22 protein-coding genes are annotated in these 25,001 nt (G+C 63.0%); 9 read left to right on the top strand and 13 right to left on the bottom strand.

Translation table 11 applies throughout. The annotated features are described in order from the left end of the window. The first annotated feature begins 250 nt into the window (after positions 1–250). Positions 251–1,516 (top strand): hypothetical protein, encoded by a 1,266-nt coding sequence (locus EK373_RS22035; RefSeq protein ID WP_129645826.1) that lies wholly within the window; start codon positions 251–253, stop codon positions 1,514–1,516. Here EK373_RS22035 and EK373_RS22030 read toward each other — a convergent pair. Next, positions 1,485–2,447 (bottom strand): Gfo/Idh/MocA family protein, encoded by a 963-nt coding sequence (locus EK373_RS22030; protein WP_129645825.1) that lies wholly within the window; start codon positions 2,445–2,447, stop codon positions 1,485–1,487. The genes EK373_RS22035 and EK373_RS22030 overlap by 32 nt on opposite strands. Positions 2,448–2,619: 172 nt before the next feature. Here EK373_RS22030 and EK373_RS22025 point away from each other — a divergent pair, with 172 nt between their 5' ends. Together EK373_RS22025 and EK373_RS34055 are read left to right on the top strand one after the other, a co-directional pair. Continuing rightward, entirely contained in the window at positions 2,620–3,066 is a 447-nt protein-coding gene (locus EK373_RS22025; RefSeq protein ID WP_129645824.1) for a hypothetical protein, read from the top strand. Positions 3,067–3,338: 272 nt separating this feature from the next. After that, positions 3,339–3,473, top strand: a complete 135-nt coding sequence (locus tag EK373_RS34055) for a hypothetical protein (RefSeq protein WP_269813703.1) — start codon at positions 3,339–3,341, stop codon at positions 3,471–3,473. Between the two features lie 82 nt (positions 3,474–3,555). Here EK373_RS34055 and EK373_RS22020 read toward each other — a convergent pair whose 3' ends face one another. Next, positions 3,556–3,843, bottom strand: a complete 288-nt coding sequence (locus EK373_RS22020; protein ID WP_129645823.1) for a hypothetical protein — start codon at positions 3,841–3,843, stop codon at positions 3,556–3,558. 240 nt (positions 3,844–4,083) lie between these two features. On the opposite strand from EK373_RS22020, the gene EK373_RS22015 reads away from it, so the two are divergent. Further along, positions 4,084–6,237: a carboxy terminal-processing peptidase gene (locus EK373_RS22015; protein WP_129645822.1), complete on the top strand. Its 2,154-nt coding sequence runs from the start codon at positions 4,084–4,086 to the stop codon at positions 6,235–6,237. Between the two features lie 21 nt (positions 6,238–6,258). On the opposite strand, the gene EK373_RS22010 is transcribed toward EK373_RS22015, so the two are convergent. The 3 genes from EK373_RS22010 to ppsR all read right to left on the bottom strand — a co-directional run bounded on the left by EK373_RS22010 (position 6,259) and on the right by ppsR (position 8,783). Next, the gene (locus EK373_RS22010) at positions 6,259–7,320 is read right to left on the bottom strand and encodes a hypothetical protein (RefSeq protein WP_129645821.1); all 1,062 of its coding nucleotides are present in this window, start codon (positions 7,318–7,320) and stop codon (positions 6,259–6,261) included. A gap of 28 nt (positions 7,321–7,348) precedes the next feature. Beyond that, entirely contained in the window at positions 7,349–7,828 is a 480-nt protein-coding gene (locus EK373_RS22005) for a DUF1249 domain-containing protein (protein ID WP_129645820.1), read from the bottom strand. Between the two features lie 130 nt (positions 7,829–7,958). Continuing rightward, the gene (gene ppsR, locus EK373_RS22000) at positions 7,959–8,783 is read right to left on the bottom strand and encodes a posphoenolpyruvate synthetase regulatory kinase/phosphorylase PpsR (protein WP_129645819.1); all 825 of its coding nucleotides are present in this window, start codon (positions 8,781–8,783) and stop codon (positions 7,959–7,961) included. Positions 8,784–8,874: 91 nt separating this feature from the next. Between ppsR and ppsA the strand changes: the two genes are divergently transcribed. After that, on the top strand, positions 8,875–11,247 hold the full coding sequence (ppsA, locus tag EK373_RS21995; RefSeq protein ID WP_129645818.1) for a phosphoenolpyruvate synthase: 2,373 nt from the start codon (positions 8,875–8,877) through the stop codon (positions 11,245–11,247). Between the two features lie 60 nt (positions 11,248–11,307). Here ppsA and orn read toward each other — a convergent pair whose 3' ends face one another. Continuing rightward, positions 11,308–11,892, bottom strand: coding sequence for an oligoribonuclease (gene orn / locus EK373_RS21990; RefSeq protein ID WP_129646040.1), 585 nt, complete (start codon positions 11,890–11,892; stop codon positions 11,308–11,310). Between the two features lie 47 nt (positions 11,893–11,939). Here orn and EK373_RS21985 point away from each other — a divergent pair, with 47 nt between their 5' ends. Both EK373_RS21985 and rsgA read left to right on the top strand, forming a co-directional pair. Beyond that, positions 11,940–13,193 carry a M48 family metallopeptidase gene (locus tag EK373_RS21985; protein ID WP_129645817.1) on the top strand — a complete coding sequence of 418 codons (1,254 nt, stop codon included), beginning with the start codon at positions 11,940–11,942 and terminating at the stop codon, positions 13,191–13,193. Continuing rightward, a complete protein-coding gene (rsgA, locus tag EK373_RS21980) occupies positions 13,190–14,119 on the top strand; it encodes a ribosome small subunit-dependent GTPase A (RefSeq protein WP_129645816.1) in 930 nt (309 codons plus the stop codon). The genes EK373_RS21985 and rsgA overlap by 4 nt, the downstream gene beginning before the upstream one ends. 12 nt (positions 14,120–14,131) lie before the next feature. Here the strand turns inward: rsgA and EK373_RS21975 are convergent, their stop codons facing one another. Next, complete coding sequence (locus EK373_RS21975) at positions 14,132–15,004, bottom strand: alpha/beta fold hydrolase (RefSeq protein ID WP_407676212.1); 873 nt, start codon at positions 15,002–15,004, stop codon at positions 14,132–14,134. A 187-nt stretch (positions 15,005–15,191) separates the two neighbouring features. On the opposite strand from EK373_RS21975, the gene EK373_RS21970 reads away from it, so the two are divergent. Next, positions 15,192–15,929 carry a DUF899 family protein gene (locus tag EK373_RS21970; protein WP_129645814.1) on the top strand — a complete coding sequence of 246 codons (738 nt, stop codon included), beginning with the start codon at positions 15,192–15,194 and terminating at the stop codon, positions 15,927–15,929. Here the strand turns inward: EK373_RS21970 and EK373_RS21965 are convergent, their stop codons facing one another. From EK373_RS21965 to EK373_RS21945, 5 genes are read right to left on the bottom strand one after another with little or no spacing between them, the layout of a single operon-like run. Beyond that, positions 15,930–17,042 carry a YkvI family membrane protein gene (locus tag EK373_RS21965; protein WP_129645813.1) on the bottom strand — a complete coding sequence of 371 codons (1,113 nt, stop codon included), beginning with the start codon at positions 17,040–17,042 and terminating at the stop codon, positions 15,930–15,932. After that, entirely contained in the window at positions 17,042–18,079 is a 1,038-nt protein-coding gene (locus EK373_RS21960; RefSeq protein ID WP_198683509.1) for a DUF1611 domain-containing protein, read from the bottom strand. Before EK373_RS21960 ends, EK373_RS21965 begins: the two co-directional genes overlap by 1 nt. 19 nt (positions 18,080–18,098) lie before the next feature. After that, positions 18,099–20,345 (bottom strand): TonB-dependent receptor, encoded by a 2,247-nt coding sequence (locus EK373_RS21955; RefSeq protein WP_198683508.1) that lies wholly within the window; start codon positions 20,343–20,345, stop codon positions 18,099–18,101. Between the two features lie 42 nt (positions 20,346–20,387). Continuing rightward, on the bottom strand, positions 20,388–21,419 hold the full coding sequence (locus tag EK373_RS21950; protein WP_198683507.1) for a dipeptide epimerase: 1,032 nt from the start codon (positions 21,417–21,419) through the stop codon (positions 20,388–20,390). A 7-nt stretch (positions 21,420–21,426) separates the two neighbouring features. Beyond that, a complete protein-coding gene (locus tag EK373_RS21945; RefSeq protein WP_198683506.1) occupies positions 21,427–23,424 on the bottom strand; it encodes a serine hydrolase domain-containing protein in 1,998 nt (665 codons plus the stop codon). A gap of 147 nt (positions 23,425–23,571) precedes the next feature. Here EK373_RS21945 and EK373_RS21940 point away from each other — a divergent pair, with 147 nt between their 5' ends. Continuing rightward, positions 23,572–24,327: a helix-turn-helix domain-containing protein gene (locus tag EK373_RS21940; RefSeq protein WP_129645810.1), complete on the top strand. Its 756-nt coding sequence runs from the start codon at positions 23,572–23,574 to the stop codon at positions 24,325–24,327. A 33-nt stretch (positions 24,328–24,360) separates the two neighbouring features. Here the strand turns inward: EK373_RS21940 and recR are convergent, their stop codons facing one another. Continuing rightward, entirely contained in the window at positions 24,361–24,960 is a 600-nt protein-coding gene (recR, locus tag EK373_RS21935) for a recombination mediator RecR (protein ID WP_198683505.1), read from the bottom strand. Positions 24,961–25,001: the final 41 nt, after the last annotated feature.

The raw sequence follows: 25,001 nt of genomic DNA, 5'->3' as shown, positions 1-25,001 counted from the left end.
CCTCTTCGGGCGTTCGACAAGGCTTCCCGGGACTGGTCAGGGATAGCCCATCTGTTTCGGCCCGACGATCAGGGCATGTCACACGGTACTGGCCGCCGGCCTGCGCGCGACGGAAAATGCGTAATGACATTGGTTTGGCGTCGCATCCTACCGACATTGGGCAACTAACGCCAAACTGACCTGCCCAACCCCGAGTTCTGTCAAAAGACCGTAAACTCCCTTGATATATGGCTCTCGACAGGATGCACGCTTGATTTCTGGATTGACGGGACTGCGCTGGCCGATAGTCGGGCTGGCCATGGCGTCGTTGGCCATGGCGAACATGGCGTTCGCCGCCAAGATCGCCTACTACGACGCCACCTATCGCGCGAGCTTCAAAGCCGGTGTCGAGCACGCCCAGGTCGAGCTCGAGCTGAAAGGCGAGAAGCTGCCGAGCAAGGTCGTGCTGCGTGCGGACGCCAAGCGCTATCGAAACTTCCGCTCCAAGGATCCGTTGGAAGTCGGCGCCAAGGAAATCGTGTGGCGCCCGCAGGGCAAGCAATCGAGCCTGCACTATGAGTTCGAGGTGAAGCACCAGCGCGCCTCGGGAAGCTACGACTCGTACATCACCCAGGATTGGGCGCTATTTCGCGGCGACAAGCTCGCACCGAACACGCGCGTCACCGCAGCTCGCAATCTTCGTTCGCGCACCACCCTCGCGTTCGACTTGCCGAAAGGCTGGTCCGCCGAGACTCCCTATGCTGCTTCCGGCGAGCACAGCTTTCGCATCGACGATCCGAAGCGGCGTTTCGATGAGCCCGAGGGTTGGATGCTGCTCGGCAAGATCGGCGTACGCAGCGAGCGCATTCACCATGTGAATACCGTGATCGCCGCGCCCGAAGGCGAAAGTGCGCGGCGGCAGGACGCCCTCGCCTTCATCAACTGGAACCTACCGAAGTTGCTGGATGTGTTTCCGGAGTTTCCGAAGCGCGTGCTGATCGTTTCAGCGGGCGATCCGATGTGGCGCGGCGGTTTGTCCGGTCCCGCCTCGATCTTTCTGCACTCCGACCGGCCGCTGATCAGCGAGAACCGCACGAGCCCGCTGCTGCACGAACTGGTGCACGTGGCGCTCGGTATTCGTGGCGATCAGGAAAGCGACTGGATCGTCGAGGGCCTCGCCGAGTTCTATTCCATCCAAACGTTGCGCCGTTCCGGCGGCATCGGTCAGAAGCGCTACGAACAGGCGATGGACAATCTGAAGAAATGGGCGCGTCGGGCGCCGACGCTGTTCGCCAAGAGCTCGACCGGCCCGACGACGGCGCGCGCCGTGCTCGTGTTTCAACAAGTCGATGCGGAGATTCGCTCGCTCACCGGCGGCGCCGCGAGCCTCGATGACGTGGCGCGAAAACTTGCCGCCGACCGCGGCGAGATCAGCCTGATTCAACTGCAAGAGATCGCGCAGCAGGTCGCCGGCAAACCGCTGCAGTCGCTGCAGCGGGACCGGCTCACGAAACCTTTGGTTGAACCAGGGCCGTAATTTTCATCGCGGTCTCGAGCGCTCGCAGTCCATCTTCGCCGGTGACGACCGGCTTGCTTCGCTCGCGCACCGCTTTGAGGAACGCTTCGATTTCCGCGAGCAGCGCGTCGCCTTGATCGAAGTTCTGCTCCTCGATCGACACCTGCGCGGGCGATTCCACCGGCGCCGCGTCCTTCTTGCGGATCACGGTCAGGATCTTCTGCTGCATGTCCACGGACAGATAGGCGTCATCCTGGAAGATGCGGATCTTGCGCTCCTGTTTCAGGCTGATGCGGCTCGCCGTCGTGTTCACGACGCAACCGCCCTGGAAGCGCAGCCGCGCGTTGACGATATCGATTTCGCCCGAAAACACCGTCGCACCGACCGCGTCGATGTGCTCGATCGGCGTGCCGACCAGTTCCTGGATCAAGTCGATGTCATGAATCATCAGATCGAGCACGACGCTCACGTCGGTGCCGCGCTGTTTGAACGGCGCGAGTCGATGCGATTCGACGAAGCGAGGCGTCTGCAATCGCTCGGCTGCGGCCAGTACCGCGGGGTTGAAACGCTCGAGGTGTCCGACCTGCAGGATGCGCCCATGGGTGCGCGCGAGATCAACGAGCTCACGCGCTTCGGCGACGGTCGTAGCGATGGGTTTCTCGATCAGCACATCGATGCCGTTTCTCAGCAGCTCGCAACCGATCGCATGGTGCAGCGGTGTCGGCACCGCGAGGCTCACGGCGTCGACGGCGCCGAACAGCTCCCGATAGTCATGCACCGCTTTCGTGCCCAACTCCGTCGCCACCTTCGCGCAGGCCTCGGCATTTGCATCCACCACACCCACCAGCGTCGAACCCGCAATCTGCGCGTATTTCTGCGCGTGGAAACGCCCGAGATAGCCAACGCCAATGACGGCGGTACGCAGCGGCGCGACGTGGGTTGCTTCTGACATTTGGCGAGAGCCCTCGAACCGTGAAAAGCAGCAATCATAACGAGTGCCGCGCGGGTACAGTGATGTACCCCGCCGCCATCGGCCGCGGCGAGCGGCAAAAAGTCGCATCTTTTTGCCAGCTCGCTCGAGGGTCGTGGCAGGATGCCCGGTCCCAAGTGACAATATGACCCGCATGAACGCCGCAGCCCATACCGATGACGATGTCTCCGACGAGCAGCGCCGAACTCGTCGACGGCGCTTCGAGCTGATCTTCGCGAGCCTGTGGCTCGCTTTCGGACTGTTCCTGCTGCCCGCGCTGATCTTCTGGGTCGGCGGCGCGCTGATGGGCCCTTACGGAGCCACATCTGATGGACAGGGGGCGGGCCTGAGCACGTTCTACGTCGACTTCTTCGGTGACCTGGCCGACGGCTCCGGCCGCGCCTGGGGCATCGCGCTCGGACCGGTGCTGCTCATCTATCTGCTGCGCGCGGTCTTCATCGGCGTGAAGGCCGATCAGGTCGAGCGCGAGCCGGTCGATGAGGATGAACCGCCCCCGCCCCGCCGTGCCGACGTTAAAAAAGAAGCCAAGCGCCCCCAAGGTCGGCCCGCCCGCGTCGAGCCGCGCATGGGCAACGATTGAGCGCGGCGAATCCACGCCGCGCGAATGAGCGAAATTCGTCACAGGGACGCGTGACGCGAGTCACACTTCCCACTGAAAAAAAGCCCCCGCCGAAGCCCGGCGTGTAGGCTGCAAGCGGTTGATACTAAAAAGATTCTGTTGCTTTTCTTTACACTTTTGGCCTGGGAAGCACGCGCATGTGGCTCGCTCGGTTATTCGGCGGCCGGAAGGGCAGAGAGGCGAAGCGGCCGGCGCGAATCGCACCCCGCATCTCCGATCGCCCCGCTCCGCCCATGAAACGTCCGCTGTCAGCAGGCGATGCCAAGCGCGGCATTCATGCCGATAAGGCGACTCCGCATGGCTTCGACCCTTACAACAGCGGTTCCTTCGAGCGTAACAACGCTTGGGAACGCGTCATCCGCCGTTAGCTGTCTGCCCGACGCCGCCTTGAGGGTTTTCCCCCTGGTAAATTCGGGTGCAAGAACTGCGGCGCGAGCCCACTGTAGATCCTCAGTCGGGCCAGTAGAGCGCGGCGATGCCGGCGACGACCGCCCACATGGCCGCCTGCGCCAGCCAGCGCCACTTGAGTGTCTTGAGCAGAGCGAACAGGCTCGCACCGGAGACCGCCGCCAGCACGGCGAACACCGCACTGCTACGGAGCAAGGCGGGGAACTCGTTGCTCATCGCCGGGTTGCTCCCCTTGAGGACCAGGAAAATGACCACCACACCTAGCAGGCCGAACGTGATGGCGGCCGCCGAGCCAAAGACGATGGCGTTGAGGACGGCGATGGGACGCATTAGTGGCTCCGGTCCCGCGTCGCAGACCGCGCGCGGAGATGCTGAACAAATCGATGGCTGACCCGCTCCAATTCGTGCAAGCCGCGAGCGGCGCGTACTTGATCGGAGTGCAGCGTCTCTCTAGCCTTGCCCATAGAATGGATCTGTCCTGCCTTGCTTACGATTCAGGTTTAGGTCGAAATCGGGACCGGCGCCGCCTCCATGGCCGCGGCCCCCTCCCCCTGATGAGGATGTGAAACAGTGTATCAGTCGCCCTCGCACGAACCCGCCAAGCAGCGGCGCAATACCTTGATCTTCAGCTTGCCCGCGCTGCTGGTGGTCTGTGCGTTACTGGCGGGCACGGCGCAAGCGCCGGTCGCCAAAGCGGTCGCGACCGCAAACTCCCAGGACCTGTCCCCGACCGAGCGCCAGCGCCGCGTCAGCAAGCTGGTCAGCAACGTGATCGAGCGCTCGCACTACCGTCAGTCGCCGATCAACGACCCGGTGTCCTCGCTGGTGCTGGACCGCTTCATCGAGCAGCTCGATGGCGGCCGCAGCTACTTCCTCGCCTCGGACATCGCCGAGTTCGAGCGCTATCGCTACCAGCTCGATGACGCCGTGGTGAACGGCCAGCTCGAGCCCGTGTTCGCGATCTTCAACCGCTTCCAGGTACGCAACAAGGAACGGGTCAAGTACGCCGTCGAGCTGCTGAAGACAGAGCCCGACTTCAACGTCGATGAGTCGTTCGAGTTCGACCGCGCCAAGGCGCCGTGGGCCAAGACCAACGATGAGCTCAACGACATCTGGCGCCGTCGCGTGAAGAACGACGCCGTGTCCCTGATGCTCACCGAAAAGACCTGGCCGGAGACCAAGGACATCCTGCAGAAGCGCTACGAGCGCGTCGTCAAGCGCACCGAACAGGTCACCAGCGACGACATCTTCGAAGTGTTCATGAACTCCTTCGCGCATGTCTTCGATCCGCACTCGAGCTACTTCTCGCCGCGCAACTCCGAGGAATACCGCATTCAGATGAGCCTGTCGTACGAAGGCATCGGCGCCTCGCTGCAGCTGGTCGACGATTACGTGACCGTGCTCAACGTGCTGCCCGGCGGCCCCGCCGCAATCAACGGCACGCTCGGCGCAAACGACCGCATCATCGCGGTCGGCGAAGGCAAGAGCGGCAAGATGGTCGATGTGATCGGCTGGCGTCTCGACGATGTCGTGCAGATCATCCGCGGCAAGGTCGGCACCACCGTGCGGCTGAACATCCTGCCCGCCGGCGCCGCCCCCGGCTCGCCGGAGAAGGTGTTGGAGCTGCAGCGTAACAAGGTGTCGCTGGACGCCCAGGCGGCGCAGAAGGAAGTCCACACCATCAAGCGTGGCGATCGGGAGATGAAGGTCGGCGTGATCAACGTGCCGAGCTTCTATCAGGACTTCGAAGCCAAATCGTCCGGCGCCAAGGACTATCGCAGCACCACGCGCGATGTGCAGAAGCTCATCAATGAGTTGAAGGCCGAGCACGTCGATGCGCTGATCATGGATCTGCGCGGCAATGGCGGCGGTCACCTCACCGAAGCGACGGCCCTCTCCGGTCTGTTCATTCCGGCCGGTCCGATCGTGCAGCTGCGCGAGACCGGGGGTCGCGTCGAAGTGCTCGACGATCCGGAGCCGAACACCGTATATGACGGCCCGATGATCGTACTGGTCGATCGCTACAGCGCGTCGGCCTCGGAGATCTTCGCCGCCGCGATTCAGGATTACGGCCGCGGCATCATCGTCGGCCAGCAGACCTACGGCAAAGGCTCGGTGCAGAACCTGTATCCGCTGGATCGTTACGCACTCGGCCCCGATCCGGGCTTCGGCCAGCTGACGGTCACCATCGGCAAGTACTATCGCGTGACGGGCGAAAGCACCCAGCACCGCGGCGTGCAGCCGGATATTGCCATGCCGACCGCCATCAGCCCCGAGGAAGTCGGTGAGAGCACGCGCGAAAGTGCCCTGCCCTGGGATCGCATTCGTCCGGCTGAATTCGCCAAGGAAGGTCAGCTGACGCCGGCCATCGCCGCGCTCGAGCAGTCGCACGAGCAGCGCGTCGCGACGGATCCGGATTTCCGTTCGCTGCTCGCCGATCTCGATGCGTTCGAGAAAGTGCGCACGCAGAAGAAGCTGTCGTTGAACCTCAAAGCACGCGTCGCCGAGCGCGAGCAGCTCGAGCAAGAGCGCCTCGCTCGCGAGAACGAGCGTCGCAAGTCGCGTGGCCTGCCCGCCGTCGCGAAGCTCGCGGACCTCACGGGTCAGGAGCCGCCGGATGCAGTGCTGGATGAAACGGTGGAAATTGCCGCGGACTTGAGCGGCATGAGCAATCTGTATCTGTCGCGCCTGAAGGCTCAGGGCGAGAAGGAAGCGACGCCTTAACCTGCCAACCTCAGGCGCTGCTCATTGCAGCAGCGCCTGATACACATCCCAGTAGTCGTCGACCAGCACGTTCACGCCCGCTTTATTGCCCGTCTCGAGCCCCGAGACCGGCACGCCCGCCACCGGCAACGTGCCGATGGAATCCGTCAGCGGCACTGTATCCGCATCGCTGCGATAAGCCGCCACCGCGCGCAACGCATCGGTGCGCTCCTTCAAGCCATTGAGATCGTCTTTTTCGTTTTTGACGATGGCGAGCGCCTCGCGAAGCAACGCCATCAGGCGCGAGCACTCCTCACGAGTGCCGTACTTCATATCGAACACTCGCTTGGTCATCGTTTCTTTGGCGAGCACGGCGAGGCCGCCGGCCGACATCGCGGCGACCAGCTGCTGCGCGTACGCAATCACGGCAGTATTCACGATGCGCCGGCCGTCGACGGAGATTCCCTGCAACTGCGGCGGCGCCTTTTCTTCGAGCGCGATGCGGTCATCGCTCAAGTCGGTGACTTCCGTGGCCGCAAGGTCCCATTGCTCGCGCTCGGCTGCGATTTCTTCAGCAAGGCGCCGGCGACGCCCGTAGTTCCAGAAGCCGCGCATCTTCTCGAGCTTCGTCTCCTGAAGCTTGAGTTGGGCTTCCAACATATCGGCACGCGAGCGCGCCGCGGCGATGCGTCGATCGAAATCGGCGAGCTGCTGGCGACGCGCGCGATCGAACTCCAGCACCTGACGCCGCTGCTCACGATCGGCTTGCTGCTGCTGAAGCTGTTGCGCGAATCGTGCGACTTTCGCCGACGAGGCGCGCCACAGCGTACGCAATTGGAAATAAACCAGTCCATGCGGACCGGTCTCTGGATTGCCGAGAAACTCCTCGAGCTGCAGCAGCTGCTCGCTGTTGCGTGCGAACGTGGCTTCGTGTTTGTTCAGCTGCTCGATGAGCTTGTGACGCTCGTCCTGCAAGCGCGACAGCTCTTTCTTCAGCTCGGCCCGGTTCCAATACAGCTGCAGCAGCCGCTCGTCTTCAACGGGCTGGCGCGCGTTTTGGCCGAGGAGCTGCCGCAGATTGCTCAGCCGGTCGGAGAATTCCATAGCGGGCCCTGTGCGGGCGTGGGAAACGTCAGGTCGCTGCTAACGCGGGGAAGTGATGTCCGCGCTCGACGCAATAATCGAGCCATTTGTTGAGCATGACGTTGCGCAACCAGCGATCGCCGAGATCGCGCGCCAGCTGCGAGCGCAGCGATTCCAGCATCGCATGACGATGCCAGCGAGCGCACGCCTGCACTTCGGCCAACCGCGCATCGCGATACACACGAATCAACAGATCGGGATCCGCGAGCGGGCCGGCTTCATCGTCGAACACATAAGTGAGTCGCAGCGTCGTCGTATAACGGCTGCGCTCCTCGATCGCCAGGTGCAGCGGGCAATCGCCATCGACCACGGACACCTGCGAAGCCGCGGCTTTTTCCACGTCCGGCACCAGCCAGGCGAGGCGGATGTAATTGCTCTCGTACAGCGACATCAGACTGACGAAGCTGCCCGGACGGGCGCGCCAGCTGACCGGGCAATTCACATCGCTTGCTGTAAGGTCTATCGACATGGTCCGAATATAGCACAGCAGTTTCGCACTACTGCCAGTGGTATGTGACTTGCGTCACGGGGCATTTCATGTGTCTTGCACGCATGCGACATGCGTGCCATGTGTGCCTTCGCCGCGCGGTTACGGATGCTCAAGGACGCAGCCGGCGTTCGACGCCGGTCCGGTCCAGGATGCGGCTGGCGATCTCTTCGATGGAACATTCCGTGGTGTTGATGCACGGAATATCGTAACGACGGAAGATGGCCTCGGCGGTGCGCACTTCGAAGTCCACTTGTGAGGGTGAAGAGTAATTGCTGTTCGGCCGGCGCTCGTTGCGGATCTGTTGCAGACGTTCCGGCGCAATGGTCAGTCCGTACAGCTTGCGCTGATGCTTGGTCAGCGCCGCCGGCAAGCGCCCGGTCTCCAGCTCCTCGTCAGCGAATGGATAATTGGCGGCGAACACGCCGTATTGCAAGGCCAGGTACAAACAGGTGGGCGTCTTGCCGGTGCGCGAGACGCCGACCAGGATCAGATCGGCGCGCTCGTAATCGCGAGTGACAGCGCCGTCATCGTTCGCCAGTGCGAAGTTCGTGGCATTGATGCGCGTGGTGTAGGCCCCCACGTCCTGCATGCCGTGCGCCTTGCCTTGCGCTCGTGAGGATTTGAGCTTCAGCTCCATCTCCAGGGGGCCCAGGAACGCGTCGAAGAAATCCAGGAACAGGCCGTTGGCACGCTTGATGATCTCGCGCAGGTCCTCCTGCACCAAAGTACTGAAAATCACGGGCCGAACGCCCTCCGCCTCGCCCGTCGCGTTGATGCGACGAACAGCTTCCTGCGCCTTGTCAACAGTGGAGATAAATGGCAGAGTCACCTGCCGAAATGCCTGCCCATCGAATTGCGTCAGCAGGCTGTGTCCCATCGTCTCGGCGGTCACGCCGGTCTGGTCGGACACGAAAAAAACCGTTCGTCTTTCCATTCTTCTGTCGCCAAAGCTCACGCGAAGTCGCGCGTTGCGGTTAAAATCCCGGGGCTAAGTTCACTCGCTCGAGTGTCTACGAGGACCGCCCTTGACCGCTTACACAGTACCCTTCGAAAAGCTCGGACGCCACGACGTCGACACCGTCGGCGGCAAAAATTCCTCGCTCGGCGAGATGATCAGCCACCTGGCCAAGATGGGCGTGAGCGTGCCCACCGGTTACGCGACCACCGCCGAGGCGTATCGCGACTTCCTGAAGCACGAAGGACTGGCCGAGCGCATCTCCAAGGAACTGGCCACCCTCGATGTCGATGACGTCGAGAAGCTCACCGAGGTCGGCGCGAAGATCCGCCAGTGGATTCTCGCGACGCCGTTCCCGCCGCAGCTCGAGAAAGAAATCCTCGCGGGCTACGAGCGCATGGGCCAAGGCCGCGATGTCGCGGTCGCGGTGCGCTCCTCCGCCACCGCCGAAGACTTGCCGGACGCCTCGTTCGCCGGCCAGCAGGAAACATTCTTGAACGTGCGCGGCAAGGAAGCGCTGATCAAGTGCGTGCACGAAGTGTTTGCTTCGCTCTACAACGATCGCGCCATCGCGTATCGCGTGCACCAGGGTTTCAAGCACGACGTGGTCGCACTGTCGGCAGGCATTCAGTACATGTGCCGTTCCGACGTCGGCGCAAGCGGCGTGATGTTCACGCTCGATACCGACTCCGGCTTCCGCAACGTCGTCTTCATCACCGCCTCCTACGGCCTCGGCGAAACGGTCGTGCAGGGCGCGGTCAATCCCGATGAGTTCTATGTCTATAAGCCGACGCTGAAGTCGGGCCACGCGCCCATCCTGCGTCGTACGCTCGGCGCCAAGGCGATCAAGATGGTCTACGGCGAGCCTGGCAGCGGCGAGCGCGTCAAGACCGTCGATGTCCCGACCGAGGATCGCAACAAGTTCTCGATCAGCGACGCAGACATCCTGGAGCTGGCCAAGCAGGCGCTCATCATCGAACAGCACTACGGCTGCCCGATGGATATCGAGTGGGGCAAGGATGGAGAGACCGGCAAGATCTATATCCTGCAGGCTCGTCCGGAAACCGTGCAGAGCCGTGCCGGCCGCACCGTGCAGCGCTACTCGCTGAAAAAGAAATCCAAGGTGCTCTCGAGCGGCCGCTCGATCGGTCAGCGCATCGGCGCCGGCCCCGCCCGCATCATTCGCGACGTGAAAGAAATGACGCGCGTGCAGAGCGGCGACGTGCTGGTTGCCGACATGACCGATCCCGATTGGGAGCCGGTGATGAAGCGCGCCTCGGCGATCGTCACGAATCGCGGTGGTCGCACCTGTCACGCGGCCATCATCGCTCGCGAGCTCGGCATTCCTGCCGTGGTCGGCTGCGGGGATGCGACCGAGACGATCAAGGAAGGCGTGGAAGTGACTGTCTCCTGCGCCGAGGGCGATACGGGTTTCGTCTATGAAGGCGCCCTGCCCTTCGAACAGAAGGTCGTCGAACTGGACGCGCTGCCCCCGATCAAGACCAAGATCATGATGAACGTCGGCAACCCCGACCGCGCGTTCGACTTCGCCGGCATTCCGCACAAGGGCGTGGGGCTTGCGCGTCTGGAGTTCATCATCAATCGCATGATCGGCGTGCACCCGCGCGCGCTGCTCGAGTTCGATTCACTCTCCAAGGATCTGCAGCAGACCATTCGTCGTCAGATGAATGGTTACAAAGATCCGGTCAGCTTCTACGTCGACAAGCTGTGCGAAGGCATCGCCACCATCGCCGCCGCGTTCGCGCCGGAGCCGGTGATCGTGCGCATGTCCGATTTCAAATCGAACGAGTACGCCAATCTCATCGGCGGCCGTCAGTACGAGCCGCACGAAGAGAATCCCATGATCGGTTTCCGCGGCGCCTCGCGTTACGTCGATGAAACATTCCGTCCCTGCTTCGAGCTCGAGTGCCGCGCGTTGAAGCGCGTGCGCGAAGAGATGGGCCTGAAGAATGTGCAGGTGATGGTGCCCTTCGTGCGTACGCTGAAGGAAGCCGAGCAAGTAACCCAGCTGCTGGCGCAGAACGGACTCAAGCGCGGCGAGAACGAGCTGAAGATCATCATGATGTGCGAGCTGCCGACCAACGCGCTGCTCGCCGACCAGTATCTGAAGTTCTTCGACGGCATGTCGATCGGCTCGAACGACATGACGCAGCTCACCCTCGGCCTGGATCGCGACTCGGCGATTATTGCCAAGCTCTTCGATGAGCGCGACGAGGCGGTCAAGGCGCTGCTGAAGATGGCGATCGACGCGTGCCGTCGCAATGGCAAGTACGTGGGTATTTGCGGCCAGGGTCCTTCGGATCATCCGGACCTGGCGCGCTGGCTGGTCGATCAGGGCATCGAGAGCATGTCGCTCAACCCGGATACGGTGGTCGAGACCTGGCTGTTCCTGGCCGGCGGCGGCGCAGCGGCCGCGAAGTAAGCTTGTGATATATCGCGGCGGCGGACTGTCTGCCGCCGCGATCCGAGTCTGGCCGCCCGATCAGGCGCGCAGGAAATTCGTCCGGTAGTGCTGCAGCTCCCGGATCGAATCCCGAATGTCGTCCAGCGCCAGGTGGGTCGAGCTCTTTTGGAAGCTGCTGTACACCTCCGGCGCCCAGCGCCGCGCCAGCTCCTTCAGCGTGCTCACATCCAGATTGCGGTAGTGAAAATACCGCTCCAGATTGGGCATCTCGCGCGCCATGAAGCGGCGGTCCTGGCAAATGCTATTGCCGCACATCGGCGAGACGCCGGGCTCGATCCAGCGGCTCAGGAACTCCACCGTCTGGCGCTCGGCCTCCTCGACGGTGATGGTGCTGGCGCGCACGCGGGCCGCCAGCCCCGAGGCGCCGTGCTGACGGCGGTTCCAGTCGTCCATCGCGTCCAGGATCTCGTCCGACTGATGGATGGCCAGCACCGGCCCTTCGGCCAGCGTGTTCAGGTGCTTGTCGGTGACCACGGTGGCGATTTCGATGATGTGGTCGGTGTCGGGCTTCAGGCCCGTCATTTCCAGATCGATCCAGATGAGTCGAGTCGGGTCGCGGTCGGTCACGATGCGTTCTGCCAGAAGTGGGTTTCGTTGCCTCATCATAGCAGCTGAGGCTAGAGTGCCCGGCATCGCTTGAGAAGACTTCAATGCACTGGTTTACCGGCTTGTTTCTACTGCTGCTGCTGGCCTCCACGGCCACGCGCAGCTGGCTCAATCAGCGCCAGGCGGCCGCCGTGCGCCGGCACCGAGACCGCGTGCCCGAGGCGTTCGCGCAGCAGGTCGACCTGCAGGCGCATCAGAAGGCCGCCGACTATACCGTCGCGGGCGCCGGCCTGAATCGGTGGGACGTACTGCTGGATGCGCTCGTTGCCCTGCTGCTCACGCTAGGCGGCGGCATCGACGCCATCGATCGCGCGTGGCAGGCGGCGGGCCTGTCGCCCACCTGGCACGGTACCGCCGTCGTACTGTCGACTTTCTTGATAGTCGGCGCCCTCGGCCTGCCGCTGTCACTGTGGCGTACTTTTGGCATCGAGGCGCGCTTCGGCTTCAACCGCACCACGCCGGGGCTATATATCGCCGATTTGTGCAAGAGCCTGGGCTTGAGCCTGCTGCTCGGCACGCCGCTGATATTTGTGATCCTGTATCTGATGCAACAGGCGGGATCCTTGTGGTGGCTGTTCGCGTGGGCCGTGTGGGTCGGCTTTTCGGTGCTGATGACCTGGGCGTGGCCGGCGATCTTCGCGCCGCTGTTCAACAAGTTCACGCCGGTCACCGACGAAGCGCTGAAAGAGCGCACCGAAGCGGTGCTCCAGCGTTGCGGGTTCGCCTCCAAGGGTGTGTTCAAGATGGACGGCTCGCGCCGCTCCTCGCACGGCAACGCCTACTTCACCGGCATCGGTCGCAACAAGCGCATCGTGTTCTTCGACACGTTGCTCGAGCGCCTGCAGGTCGCCGAAGTCGAAGCCGTGCTGGCCCACGAGCTCGGTCATTTCCGGCTGCACCACATTCGCTCCGGCCTGATCCTGTCGGTGGTAATGGCGCTGCTCGGCTTCCTGCTCCTCGATGCCCTGATGCGCTGGGACGCCTTCTACGCAGCGCTCGGCGTGAGCACACCCTCGACGCACGCGGCCTTGTTGCTCTTCATGTTCGTGTTGCCGCCGTTCACTTATTTCCTGACGCCGATCAGTGCGTGGTGGTCGCGCAAACATGAGTTCGAGGCGGATGAATTCGCCGCCAAGCATGCGGACGCGGCGGATCTCGCCAATGCGCTGGTGAAACTGCACCGGGACAACGCGAGCACGCTCACGCCGGACAGCCTGCACTCGGCATTCTACGATTCACATCCGCCCGCGCTCGTGCGCATCTCGCGCCTGCAGTCGCTGGCGACACAGCGCTCATGAGCGACGCGATCGAGACGCCGGCGCGCGTCACGGAATCCTTTGGACGTCGCGTCATCGTCGAGACCAGCGCAGGCTCGCGCATGTCCGCCGAGCTCTTCGGCAAGCGATTGACGTGCGTGTGCGGCGATGAAGTGATGATTCGCGGACCATCGCAAAGTAGCGGCGACGTTGCGAAGGTCGTGAGCGTCGCCGCGCGCCGATCTTTGTTTGCTCGCACCGACAGCCGCGGACGCACCGAGCCGTTGGCCGCGAATCTTTCCCTCATCATCGTGATCATCGCGCCCAATCCCGAGCCCGATTTGTATATCGCGGATCGGTATCTTGCCGGCGCCGCGCTCGCGGGAATCTCCGGTGCGCTGATCGTGAACAAGTCAGAGCTGCCGGGCGCCGAAGATCCCGACTTCCAGGCCCGCGTGAACGATTACGAGCGCGCCGGTTATCCGGTGCTGCGACTCTCGGCGAAGAACGAGCCCACGGTGGCGCCAGTACGCGAGTTGCTCGTCAACCAGAGCGCCATGCTCGTCGGCCAATCCGGCGTCGGCAAATCCACGCTCACGAATCGATTGGCGCCGGAATCGGAACGCGCCACCCGTTCGCTCTCCGATTCGACCGGCGAAGGCCGGCACACGACGGTGTCGACGGCGTTGTTTCGCTTAGCCAGCGGCGGTGAGTTGATCGACTCACCAGGGGTTCGCGATTACGCGCCGCCGCCGGTGGAAGATGCGATGGTGCAAGTCGGCTGGCCGGAGATGTTGAAGCTCGCGCCCGAGTGCAGGTTCAACAACTGCCTGCACCTTCGCGAACCCGGCTGCGCGGTGCTGGCCGCGTTGGCCGAGAACACGCTCTCGGCCCGCCGTTACGAAAGTTATAAACGACTGCTCAACATCATGCGTGGGCTCGCGCCGGAATACGAACGCCGGCGCTAGCCCTAACTCCGCTTACTGCCACGCGCTCGCTTTGGTGTCCCCGTTCAAGAACGGCAGCGTGGTGCTGACCAGCTCCGGTGCGAGGAAAATGTCGTAGTGCGTGTGATTGGGCAGGATCGCGAGGCGATTCTGCGAAAGGTGCTCGCGCATCCAGCCCGCGTCCTTCAAGCCACCGCCGAGCAGCTGATAGAACTTGATGACGTGCTCGGGGCGATACATGTCGGAGTCGCCGAACACCAGCATCACCGGCATCTTCAACTTCGCGACATCGGCCTCGTAGTCATAGCCCTGCTTCATGAAATCGCCGATCGTGTCCAGCAGTCGCGGGAAATCATCCGGCTTCGGCGCCACGGCGACGTAACCTTTGTACATCGGCGTGTCCTTCATGTACTGGAAGGCCTCAGCGTTCACCTGCCCCTGCTGAGCCAGGATCTCGGGATAGAAGCCATCGGATGCATAGCCTGCGGACACGAGCACTAAACGGCGCACCCTCTGCGGATGCTGCACGGCCAGTCTGAAACCGACGCCGCCGCCCATCGAGTAACCGAGCACGTCGATCTGCTGGTAGCCGAGCTTTTGCAGCAGGCCGTTCATGTCATCGCCCATGGCTTCGAGGCTGAACTTGCGAGTGCCGAGCTCGGTACGCCCATGACCCTGCAGATCGACCAGCACGACCCGGCGCTGCTTCGTGAGCGTCGGCAGCAGCGGCGCGAACATATCGCCCGAACCCAATCCGCCGTGCAGAAGCAACAGCGGCTCGCCCTTGCCGCGAACTTCGTAGTAGTAATTGATGCCGTTGATGGCGAGGCGCCCTGACTTATCGGGTGCCTGAACGGTTGACGCTGCGGGCTGACTGTCCGCGACCGCGGGCAGGCTCGAAGTCATTAATGCCATTGCGGCTAAAGCGGGCGCGAGGATGCGCTGCATTGCTGATTCTCCGTGTCGTTGAGTGCCGATCTGTCCCAAGGACGCCCTCGCCCGACGCCTGCCGACACGGCGGATAAGAAAAACTTTCTGGAACCGCGCGCTCGATCAGGACTTGATGTTCCATCACCCTGCCAGGTGCATCGTCATGAATATCTCCTTTCCCAACGAATCCGCAGAATATCGCACCGCTCGCAACGCCCTCCTCGAGCAGGAGATCGCGTTGCGCCGGCAGATGGAAGCGGTCGCGGCCCAGCGCCGTGCACTCCCGGCCGGCGGCAAGGTGCCCGAGGACTATGAATTCGACGGACTGGGTGAGGATGGCAAACCCACCAAGATCAAATTGTCGGCCTTGTTTCGCGACGGCGCCGATTCCCTGGTGATGTACAACTACATGTTTCCTCGCCACCAGGGCGATGCTCGTGCCGCTGCCGCGAGCGGTGTCATCTCGGAGCTGCCGAAAGCGGCGCAACCCTGCCCCTCGTGCACTGGCCTCATCGATCAACTGGACGCCGCCGCTCAGCACTTCGAAGCAGGCGGCGGAAATTTCGCGGTCGTGGCAAAAGCGCCGCTGGATCAGTTGCTGGGTGTGGCGCGCGATCGCGGCTGGCGTCACGTTCGTTTGTTGTCATCGGCAGGGTGTCCGAACTTTCGACGCGACTATCACGGCGAAGACGAGGAAGGTCAGCAGGTGCCGCTCATTCTGGTGTTCAAACGCAGCCGCGACGGCGCGATCCGGTTCTTCTGGGCCTCCGAGCTGATGTTTGCCCCGCCCGATCCCGGACAGGATCAACGCGCGGCCGGCACCCTCGAACCGTTCTGGAACCTGTTCGATCTCACGCCCGGAGGCCGTCCGGACTTCGCCGAACAGCTCCAGTACGAGTGATCACTGCGGAGAGAGCGCCACCTGCCCACGCCGCTGCCACAGCCGCCATACGCCGTACGTCAGCAGCGGCAGCACATAGACCGCAATCAGCACATAGGCAAGGCCGCGGTAGCCGCGAGCGATCAAGGTCACCAGACCAAATCGCTCGGCGAGCAGCATCGCGATCACGAGTAACACGCCAGCGGCGATGAATCGAGCCCTGGCCGAAAGATCGCGCCCACGCTTCGCACGCCACACCTGTTCGATGCGCTGATTCACCGCATGCACACTGCCCGTGCCGCTCTCGAGCAACGCTGCGAAGATCATCAGCTGGAACACGCCGTGAAACACGGGCGCATCCAAACGCTGCAACAGGAAGTCCGACGGCAAGGCCTCCGCGGAGATCTCCGGGTAATAGGCCACCATGCAGATAAAGAACAAGAATGCTGGAATCATCGCCAGCGGTCCGCACAAGGCGCCGGCGATGATGGCGTCGCGATTGCTGGTGAGATGTCGGAGCACCGGCAGGATGATCACCGCGCCGACGATGTTATAGCCCGCGTACGTCACGCCCGCGAGCAGCCAGCCGTCGGTCGGCACATCCAACGCCAGGTTCGCCGAGATCCGATCGCCGAACTTGCCGAGCGAGAGCACGACGAACAAGGCATAGACGCCGTACAGGAAAAACGAGACCCATTTGAACAGCTGCTCGACCGATGCGTTGCCAAACGCCACGAACAGCGAGATGCCCAGCATCAAACACAACGTGCCCGCGAGCGGCGGCCAGCCAAACAACGCAGCGCCAATGGCGCCGGCAGCCGCACCGAACACGGCGAGAATCAAAACGATGAACAAACAATAGGCCATCTCGAAGATCATCCAGCCCCGCCCGAGCAGGTGCCGGAAGAACGTGCGGTAGTCTTCGCTGTGCGTGGCGCGCGCGAACAGGAACGTCGCGATACACACGACGCTCCAGATCACGGCCGCGAACAGCATGCCGAACAACCCGCCTTGCGGACCGCTCGGCAGGAAGAACTCGACCAGTTCGCGGCCGGTCGCGTACCCGCCGCCGATGACCACCGCCTTGAAGGCGAAGCCCGGCAGCAGGTAGCGTTGGAACCAGGAGGGTTGCATCAGCCGAGCAAGCAGTGATCGAGCAGCCGCTCGAATTCATCGCCGCCGCGAATCGGATCGGCGACCGGCACGCCCAACCGCTTGCTCTCCGTCGCCATCAACTGCCGCGCCTCGCTCTCCGACAGCTTGGACGTGTTTATGCTCACGCCGCCGCAGCGAATCGCAGGGTTGGTACGCCGACCCAGACGCAGATTCAAATCGATCGTCTCCTCCAGACTGGGCAACGGATAGTCCGGCATGCCCAGCACGTGCGTGCGGCCCGCTTCGTGACACACGACGATCACATCCGGCTGGCTGCCGTGTAACAGCCCGAGAGACACGGCGGCATACGAGGGATGAAACAACGAGCCCTGCCCTTCGATCACATCCCAATGATCCGGCGCCGCATCCGGAGACAACACTTCCGCGGCGCCCGCCTCGAAGTCCGAGACCACCGCATCCATCGGCATGCCGCTGCCGGCGATCATGATGCCCGTCTGCCCGGTGGCGCGAAAATCAGCCTTCACGCCGCGCCGCCTGAACGCCTTCGCGATCGCGAGCGCGGTGTATTTCTTGCCCAGGGCGCAATCCGTTCCGACCGCCAGCAGTCGCTTGCCGCTGCGTTTGCGACCGCTGGCGGTCGGAATCCCTCGCGGTGGTGTGCGGACGTCGATGAGACGACGCCCGTGACGCTCGGCGGCTGCAACCAACGCCGGCGTGTCGACGAGTCTCGTGTGCATGCCTCCCACCAGATCGAGCCCGGCCTCCAGCGCTTCGAGCAGCGAGGGCATCCAGCTGTCCAGAATGCGCCCGCCGATGTTGGCCACGCCGATGATCATGGAACGAGCGCCCTTCGCGTGCGCTTGCGCCGGCGTGAGCCTGGGTAGCCCGAGCGTGACGGCGTCGGGCGAGCATGCGAGCTCGCCGACGCATTGCTCGGGCGCCCAGTCCCGCAGACCGAAGGCGGTTTTCGCGAAGCCCGCTTCAGTGGTATCGCCGAGAAACAGCAGATACGGTTGCGGCAGATCCAAGGAGGTCGAGAGGTTGGCTGTTGTCACGATTCGATCAACTTATCACTTAAAACTGGAAATCGACGCTCAAACCCACGGTGCGCGGCTGAAGCACGGCGAGATCCAGGCGGACCGGCTGGTTCAAGCCGTCCACGGTCACGCCGCCGCCGGTGAAAGCGCGCTCGTCGGTCAGGTTCTTCACGAACAACCGTACTGTCACGCTATCGAACTGCACATCGGCGTTGAGGTCGAGCACATCGTACGCAGGCAGTGCGTACGCAAGATTCTCCTCTGTCCTGACGACTTCGGAAAAACGCTCGTCGACGTAGCGCCAGCCGCCGCCCACGTTGGCTTCGTGGCCGCCGAATGCCGTGAACGCGTAGTTCGCGGTCAGCGCTCCGGTCCATTCCGGCACACCCGGCAGCTGCACGCCCAGCGCGTTGGGCAGGTCCGGCGGGGTCGACTTCAACGTCGCATCCGTATAGGAGAAATTGAAGCCAAGCTGCAAACCGTCGGTGACCGAGAACAGCGATTCGAACTCGATGCCCTGGCTCTCCGCGTCGCCCGCGTTATCCAGGCCGCTCACACCGGCGAAGCTGCGGGCCTGTTGGATATCCTGCCAGTCGATGTAGAACACCGCAGCGTTCATCAGCGCCCGGCCGTCCATGAAGATGCTCTTCAATCCCAGCTCGTAGTTGGTCAGCTCATCGGCGTCCACCGACGGCGGCATGCCCGGCACGATGGTGTTCGGACCGCCCGGGCGATAACCGGTGGCGACACGCGCGTAAATCATGGTGTCATCCGTCAAATGCCAGCGCGGGCTCACGGCATAAGTGAACACATCTTCATCGGACTCACCGGGATCGTTCGCGGTGACCAGAATGGCGCCGCTGCTGATCTGCCGGAACTTCTGATCGTTCTGCGCAAAGCGCAGGCCGGTGATCACATCGAAGCTGTCGCTGATCTTCCACGTCACATCGCCGAACAGGGCGAGCTCCTTGTACTGCGAAGGCAGTTGCGCGAAGGCGAAGTACGGCAGGAAGCCTTCGATCGGCACGCCATTGACGTCGGTCGCATCGACGACCTGTTTGTTCTCGCTGTCTTCTTCGGTATAGAACGCGCCGATACGCCACTGGATCGCGCCCTCACCGGTAGAGGCCAGCCGGAATTCCTGCGTCCACTTCTCGTGGTCCAGCGTAATGTTGAACTGGCTCAGGCCTTCGTCATAGGGCGCACCCGGCAACTCGAAAATGAGGCTCAGGATGGGAAACAAGGAGCCGTACGTGATGCTCGCGTCCTGCGTCTGGGAGGTGTGCGTTTTCGAATAGCTGGTCGCAGACACGAAGTCGGCCCAGCCGAGATTCCAGTTCAGCGTCGCCGAGTAGTAGTCCACGTCCTTGTCGAACGGCTCGGCATTGGGAATCGAGGTGGAAAGATCCGGGAGGTTGCGGCTCGCGCGCACCGGATCCATGCCGGCCAGCGCCAGCGCCATCGTCGCATTGTTATCGGACTCCAGGCGCTGCCACATGCCGCCGAGCTTCAGCGAGGCGTTATCGTTGATCTGCCACATCAGCGCGAGACGCCCACCGCTCTGCTCGACGTCGTTGTAGTCATCTTCGCCGCTGTAGACGTTGTCGATGTAGCCCGGCGTGTTCTGCTGAAAGTAACTGGCGCGCATCGCGACCGATTCGCCCAGCGGCACGTTTACGCCGGCACGCGCCCCCCAACCCAGATCCTCGGCGCCGCTCACGTCGGAGCCTTCGGCACCGGCGCGGAGTTCAAACGCCTCGGTGCTCGGTTCCTTCAGGACATACTTGAGCAAGCCGCCCATCGAGCCGGCGCCGTACAGCGTGCCTTGCGGGCCACGCAGCACCTCGACGCGTTCGATGTCATACGGCATGAGATCGAGCGCGAAGCTGGTGGCGCGCGCGTAGTTGTTACTAGCGCCAAGCGGCGTGTCATCGACATAGGTGCCGACGACCGATCCGGGGCCGACCGGCGCGATACCGCGCAAGGTGATGCTCGTCTGGCCGGGGCTGCCGCCATTGCTGATATTGATGCCAGGCATGTACGCCGCGTAGTCCTGCAACTGCGTCGCGTGCACGCGAGTCAATTGTTCCTCGGCGAACGCGCTCACCGAGACCGGCACGTCCTGCACACTTTCGCTGCGCTTCTGTGCGGTCACGACGATCTCGTCGATCACGCCCGCCGCGCCTTCTGCCGCTCGCACGTTGGTCGCGCTCATCAGCAGCGCCAGGGCGCTGGTGGAGACGCCGATCGTCATCCCGCGCGACAGATTGAAGAAGTCACTCATGGTCGCTCCCCGTATATTTGTTGATGACCGCGCCATTGCGGGTTACTTCACATCGCCCCAGACATTGCTCGCGCAGTACACGTGTCCCTCCTGGTACGTGACGCTGGGATGACGGTCCTCTGCCAGAAAAACCGGTCCGTCGAGATCGACGTAGTCGCACAGCTGAGCGACCACGAAAGCCGGCGCCATGGCGAGGCTGGTGCCCACCATGTTGCCGACCATGACCTGCATGCCGAGGCGTCGTGCCTCGCGCGCCATAGCGAGGGCTTCGGTCAGCCCGCCGCATTTATCGAGCTTGATGTTCACGACCTGGAAGCGGCCACGCAGGCCGCGCACATCGGCGAGCCCCTGCACGCTTTCATCCGCCGCGAGCGGGATGGGACTCTTGAATCCTTCGAGATCCGCCTCGCGACCGCGGGGCAGCGGCTGCTCGACGAGCTTCACGCCGGCGTCGACAAAGGACGGCATGATGGCTTTGAGCTTTTCGATGGAATAACCCTGGTTGGCATCGACGCCGATCCACACATCGGAACGCAGCCTGCGCACGGCGCGCACGCGCTCTTTATCCATCTGCAGATCGCCATCGAGTTTCAACTTGAGCGCTCTGGCGTGCGGCAGCGCTTCGGCCGCACTCACGACCGCCGGGGGGCCATCCGCACTCAAGGTGAAGGTCGTCACGCACGGTGCGACGATGTCCACGCCGGCCAGACGCCACACCGGCACGCCCGCATGCTTCGCTTCGAGATCCCACAGCGCGCAATCCAGTGCGTTGCGCGCACCGCCCGGTGGCAACAGCTCGAGCAGTTGCTGTCGCGTGATGCCGCTCTCGATGATGGAGCGATGCTGCTCCAATGTTTCTACGATGCCCTCCGGTGTGTCCTTGAGGTAGTACACACCGGCTGCCTCACCGCGCCCCCGACCTCGCTCGCTGTCCAATGTGACGACGGCGACGGGCACTTCGGTGAACGTGTACCCCGAGATCCGGAACGGATTGCGCAAGCGCAACCGCTCGATCGCAACCTGCATCTGCATGGGAACCGCGGTACTCATCATCATCGCCTCGGCGGTGCTCATGATTGCCTCAGTAGTTCACATCGAACGCGATGAGATGGAACGTAAACGCGATGTACAGCAACAGCAGCAGCGACAGTGCCAGCACCACTGCCCAGGTCTTCGCATACCACTTGCGCGGACTGCGCACGACGACCCATGCGTTCCAAACACCGAGGATTGCGCCGCCGATGAAGACGACCAGCGACAACAGCTGCATCAGCCACACCCATCCATCGGAGCTTTCCGAGAGCAGCGTCAGATTGCCCATCATCTTGCTGATGGTGATGGCCCAGCCGATCATGATCACAAGCGCTGCGGTCGCGGCGATTCGCACCCAGCGATGCGCCTTGGCGTCGTCGCCAGACAAGCCGTACGCCGCGCCGTAGTGTCGACGCACGAGCGCGGAGACCGGCCACGCGAGACTGGTTAGCAACAATGAGATCAATCCGATGATCGCCGTCGGCAACAGCCAGCCCGGCGAGCGCGACGCCGGCGTGCGATCGAACATCATGAACGGCGAGACACCATCGAAGCTGAAGCGCACCACCTGTCCGTCTTTCACTTCGGCGGAGAGCAGGTTCTCGCCCTCGGCGTCGCGATAGACGAACGGCTCGACCTCGCGCCACTTGATCGGCACGCCGGCAAGGTTCACGGCCATCGACACGCTGATGGTGTTGTCCGGATTCGGAGCCACCTTGATCGGTCCGGCGAGGCCCAGCAGGCTGAAGAAGCTCGAGTCGATGCGACGCGAATTCTCGTAGACGCCCGCCATCATGCGAGCGTGCTCGGCCGCGGTTTTCTCATCGACCTTGCCATCTAGCGTCGGGCCGGGCAGATAGCGATCGGCGAACTGCTCGAACAGCGTGGCACGGACGTTTCCGGATGCGCCGCCCTTACCGGCGCTGTTCATGGAAACGTACATGCCGACGCCGTCATCGATGAATAGATGCAGATCGCTGTGGAACCAGTTGGTGTCGCCGCCATGACCGAGCGCGCGACGGCCGTTGTAGTTCTGCTCATAAAAACCGAGCAGCATGCGATGCACGCGCGGCAGGATGGTGAGCGGCGTGCCATGCATCTGTTTGGCAGTGTCTTCCTGCAGAATGCGCGCCGAGCCGAACGCACCGTTTTGCAGATGAGCGATCATGAACTTCGCCATGTCCGCGCCGGAGGCTGCCAGGCTGCCGGCGGGCGCCGGGCCCACGATTTCGTAGGGCTTCGCTTCGCCTTCGGAGGCAAGGTTGTAACCGCTCGACATCAGCGACTTGAGCTTCTCGGGCAGCGGCTGACGGAACGACGCGTGCTGCATGCCCAACGGCGCGAAGATGTTCTGTTCGATGTAGTCATCGAACGGCACGCCCGACACGCGCTGCACGATGTAACCGGCCAGCGACGTCGCATAGTTGGAATAAGCCGGCGTCGTGCCGGGCGCGAAGATGCGCTCGGGCACCCAGTGCTTGAGCAACTCGTCGTACGACTTCAACGGCGCGCCGCCTTCCTCGCCCATCAATCCCTTGAGCTGCTCTTCGAAGCCCGCCGTGTGGGTCATGATGTTCCGTAACGTCACGGGCTGGCCGTCACGCGGCGGGATCTGGAAATCGAGATATTGATTGACGTCGGTGTCCAGATCGAGCTTGCCCTGCTCGACCTGCTGCATCACCGCCGTCCAGGTGAACAGCTTGGAAATTGAGCCGGGCCGGAACAGCGTGAGCTCGGCATCGACCGGCTTGCGCGTTTTCACGTCGGCGTAGCCGTAACCCTTCTGCGCCAGGACCTGCCCGTCCTTCACGACCACCACGACCGCGCCGGCAATGTCGCCGGTCTGCAGGGCGTACGGCATGTAACCGTCGAGCCAGGCTTCGACGTTTTCGCGCGTCAGTGGAGCCGCCCCGGGTGGTTCCGCCTGCGGCACGGTTGCTTCGGTCGCCGGCCCGGGCGGCGGCAGTTGCGCGCCTTCCTGTGCCCAACCAGGACTCGCCCAGGAACACAGGGCGGCCAGAAACATCGTCAGCACGCGTGCGCGCATCGCATCCTCACCTGCATCGGGGCCGCTTCTCGGGCGGCGGTATTTTCTCCTATTGGCAATAATAGTCCTGATTGGAGAATCGTCAACCTGATCGTGCAAAACAGTTCCGGCGCGAGCCCGAGCCGGCATCCGTTACAATCAGCCGCGATGAAACCACCTAAACCCGCCGAAAAGTCAGCCGTGCAGCAACGCACCGAACGTCCCGCCGACAAGCCGACACTCGGCCGGGTGCTGCGCGGGCTGCGCACCCGCAATGACTGGACGCTCAAGCAGATGAGCGATCGCACCGGCATCCCGCTGTCGACGCTCGCGAAAGTCGAGCATGACCGGCTGACGCTCACCTACGACAAGCTGTTGCAGTTGAGCGAGCGGTTGAAGATTCGCATGTCGGATCTGTTCGCCGAGTCGAGCGAGCCCTCGCCGCAACAGGTCACCGCCCGACGCAGCATAGGAAAAATGGAGCGCGCGATCCGCGTCAACACGCCCAACTACGATTATTTCTATTTATGCGCGGAGCTGCGGCGCAAACGGATGATTCCGATCCTGACGCGCATCCGCGCCAAGAGCGTGGAGGAATTCGGCGAGCTGGTGCACCACTCCGGCGAAGAATATATCTACGTGCTCGAAGGCCAGATCGAGATCCACACCGAGTTCTACGATCCCATCGTGCTGTCGGCCGGCGAGTCCATCTATATCGATTCGAACATGGGCCACGCCTATGTTGCGGCCGAAGGCTGCGATGAAGCGACCGTGCTGGGCGTGTGCTCGAGCGCGGAAGAAGAAGATTTGATGGAGTCGCTGATGGAGCTGCACGGCGACGATCAGGTTCGTCTCGAGCCGCCGGCGGAGACGACTGCCGCCCCCAAGGTCAAGAAGACAGCGAAGAAAAAAACTGCGGTCTAGGACACCGGCGCAGCATCTGGCGCGGTGACTAAATCAGCTGAGCGTGCGCCGTCCGGCAAGCGCATGAGCCAGCGTCCCGCCGTCGACGTATTCGAGCTCGCCGCCGATGGGCACACCGTGAGCGATGCGGCTGGATTTCACGTTGTGACGGGCGGCGACCTCGGCGATCACATGCGCGGTGGCATCTCCTTCAACCGTCGTGCTCGTCGCGAGAATGGCTTCGGTGACCGAGCCCTCGCCCAGCAATGTTTCCAACTGCGCAAAGCCCAGCTCGTCAGGACCGATGCCATCGAGCGGAGATAGATGCCCCATCAGCACGAAGTAAGTGCCGCGATAGCTGCCCGACTGCTCGATCGCCGCAACGTCGGCGGGTGACTCGACCACACACAGCGTCCCCCGATCTCGTGAGGCATTGACGCAGATCGGACAAAGCTCGGCGTCAGCAAACATCCGGCAGCGCTGGCACCGACCCACGCCGACGACGGCCTTCTGCAAGGCGTCGGCAAGCAAGCCGGCGGCGTTGCGGTCTTTCTCCAGCAAATGAAACGCCATGCGCTGCGCCGACTTCGGGCCGACCCCGGGCAGGCAACGCAGCGCTTCGATCAGACGAATGAGAGAAGGTGGATAAATCATGAGCGGTTGGCGGTTCGCGGTTGGCGGTTGGGGTTGGTCCG

Source organism: Peristeroidobacter agariperforans (genome assembly GCF_004138335.1).
In the GTDB taxonomy this organism is placed as follows: Bacteria; Pseudomonadota; Gammaproteobacteria; order Steroidobacterales; family Steroidobacteraceae; genus Steroidobacter; species Steroidobacter agariperforans.
The sequence above is the reverse complement of the archived record's forward strand: the minus strand, read 5'-3'. Positions and strand labels throughout refer to the sequence as shown.

What these genes read in the sequence shown, in the direction of transcription:
- rsgA (WP_129645816.1), top strand. Translation starts at nt 13,190, where the DNA reads ATGAGCGACGCGATCGAGACGCCGGCGCGCGTCACGGAATCCTTTGGA.
- EK373_RS22010 (WP_129645821.1), bottom strand. Translation starts at nt 7,320, where the DNA reads ATGGAATTCTCCGACCGGCTGAGCAATCTGCGGCAGCTCCTCGGCCAA.
- EK373_RS34055 (WP_269813703.1), top strand. Translation starts at nt 3,339, where the DNA reads ATGAAACGTCCGCTGTCAGCAGGCGATGCCAAGCGCGGCATTCATGCC.
- EK373_RS22020 (WP_129645823.1), bottom strand. Translation starts at nt 3,843, where the DNA reads ATGCGTCCCATCGCCGTCCTCAACGCCATCGTCTTTGGCTCGGCGGCC.
- EK373_RS21985 (WP_129645817.1), top strand. Translation starts at nt 11,940, where the DNA reads ATGCACTGGTTTACCGGCTTGTTTCTACTGCTGCTGCTGGCCTCCACG.
- EK373_RS21970 (WP_129645814.1), top strand. Translation starts at nt 15,192, where the DNA reads ATGAATATCTCCTTTCCCAACGAATCCGCAGAATATCGCACCGCTCGC.
- EK373_RS22025 (WP_129645824.1), top strand. Translation starts at nt 2,620, where the DNA reads ATGAACGCCGCAGCCCATACCGATGACGATGTCTCCGACGAGCAGCGC.
- orn (WP_129646040.1), bottom strand. Translation starts at nt 11,892, where the DNA reads ATGAGGCAACGAAACCCACTTCTGGCAGAACGCATCGTGACCGACCGC.
- EK373_RS21950 (WP_198683507.1), bottom strand. Translation starts at nt 21,419, where the DNA reads ATGAGCACCGCCGAGGCGATGATGATGAGTACCGCGGTTCCCATGCAG.
- EK373_RS21975 (WP_407676212.1), bottom strand. Translation starts at nt 15,004, where the DNA reads ATGACTTCGAGCCTGCCCGCGGTCGCGGACAGTCAGCCCGCAGCGTCA.
- EK373_RS22005 (WP_129645820.1), bottom strand. Translation starts at nt 7,828, where the DNA reads ATGTCGATAGACCTTACAGCAAGCGATGTGAATTGCCCGGTCAGCTGG.
- EK373_RS21940 (WP_129645810.1), top strand. Translation starts at nt 23,572, where the DNA reads ATGAAACCACCTAAACCCGCCGAAAAGTCAGCCGTGCAGCAACGCACC.
- EK373_RS21945 (WP_198683506.1), bottom strand. Translation starts at nt 23,424, where the DNA reads ATGCGCGCACGCGTGCTGACGATGTTTCTGGCCGCCCTGTGTTCCTGG.
- EK373_RS21955 (WP_198683508.1), bottom strand. Translation starts at nt 20,345, where the DNA reads ATGAGTGACTTCTTCAATCTGTCGCGCGGGATGACGATCGGCGTCTCC.
- EK373_RS22030 (WP_129645825.1), bottom strand. Translation starts at nt 2,447, where the DNA reads ATGTCAGAAGCAACCCACGTCGCGCCGCTGCGTACCGCCGTCATTGGC.
- recR (WP_198683505.1), bottom strand. Translation starts at nt 24,960, where the DNA reads ATGATTTATCCACCTTCTCTCATTCGTCTGATCGAAGCGCTGCGTTGC.
- EK373_RS21965 (WP_129645813.1), bottom strand. Translation starts at nt 17,042, where the DNA reads ATGCAACCCTCCTGGTTCCAACGCTACCTGCTGCCGGGCTTCGCCTTC.
- ppsR (WP_129645819.1), bottom strand. Translation starts at nt 8,783, where the DNA reads ATGGAAAGACGAACGGTTTTTTTCGTGTCCGACCAGACCGGCGTGACC.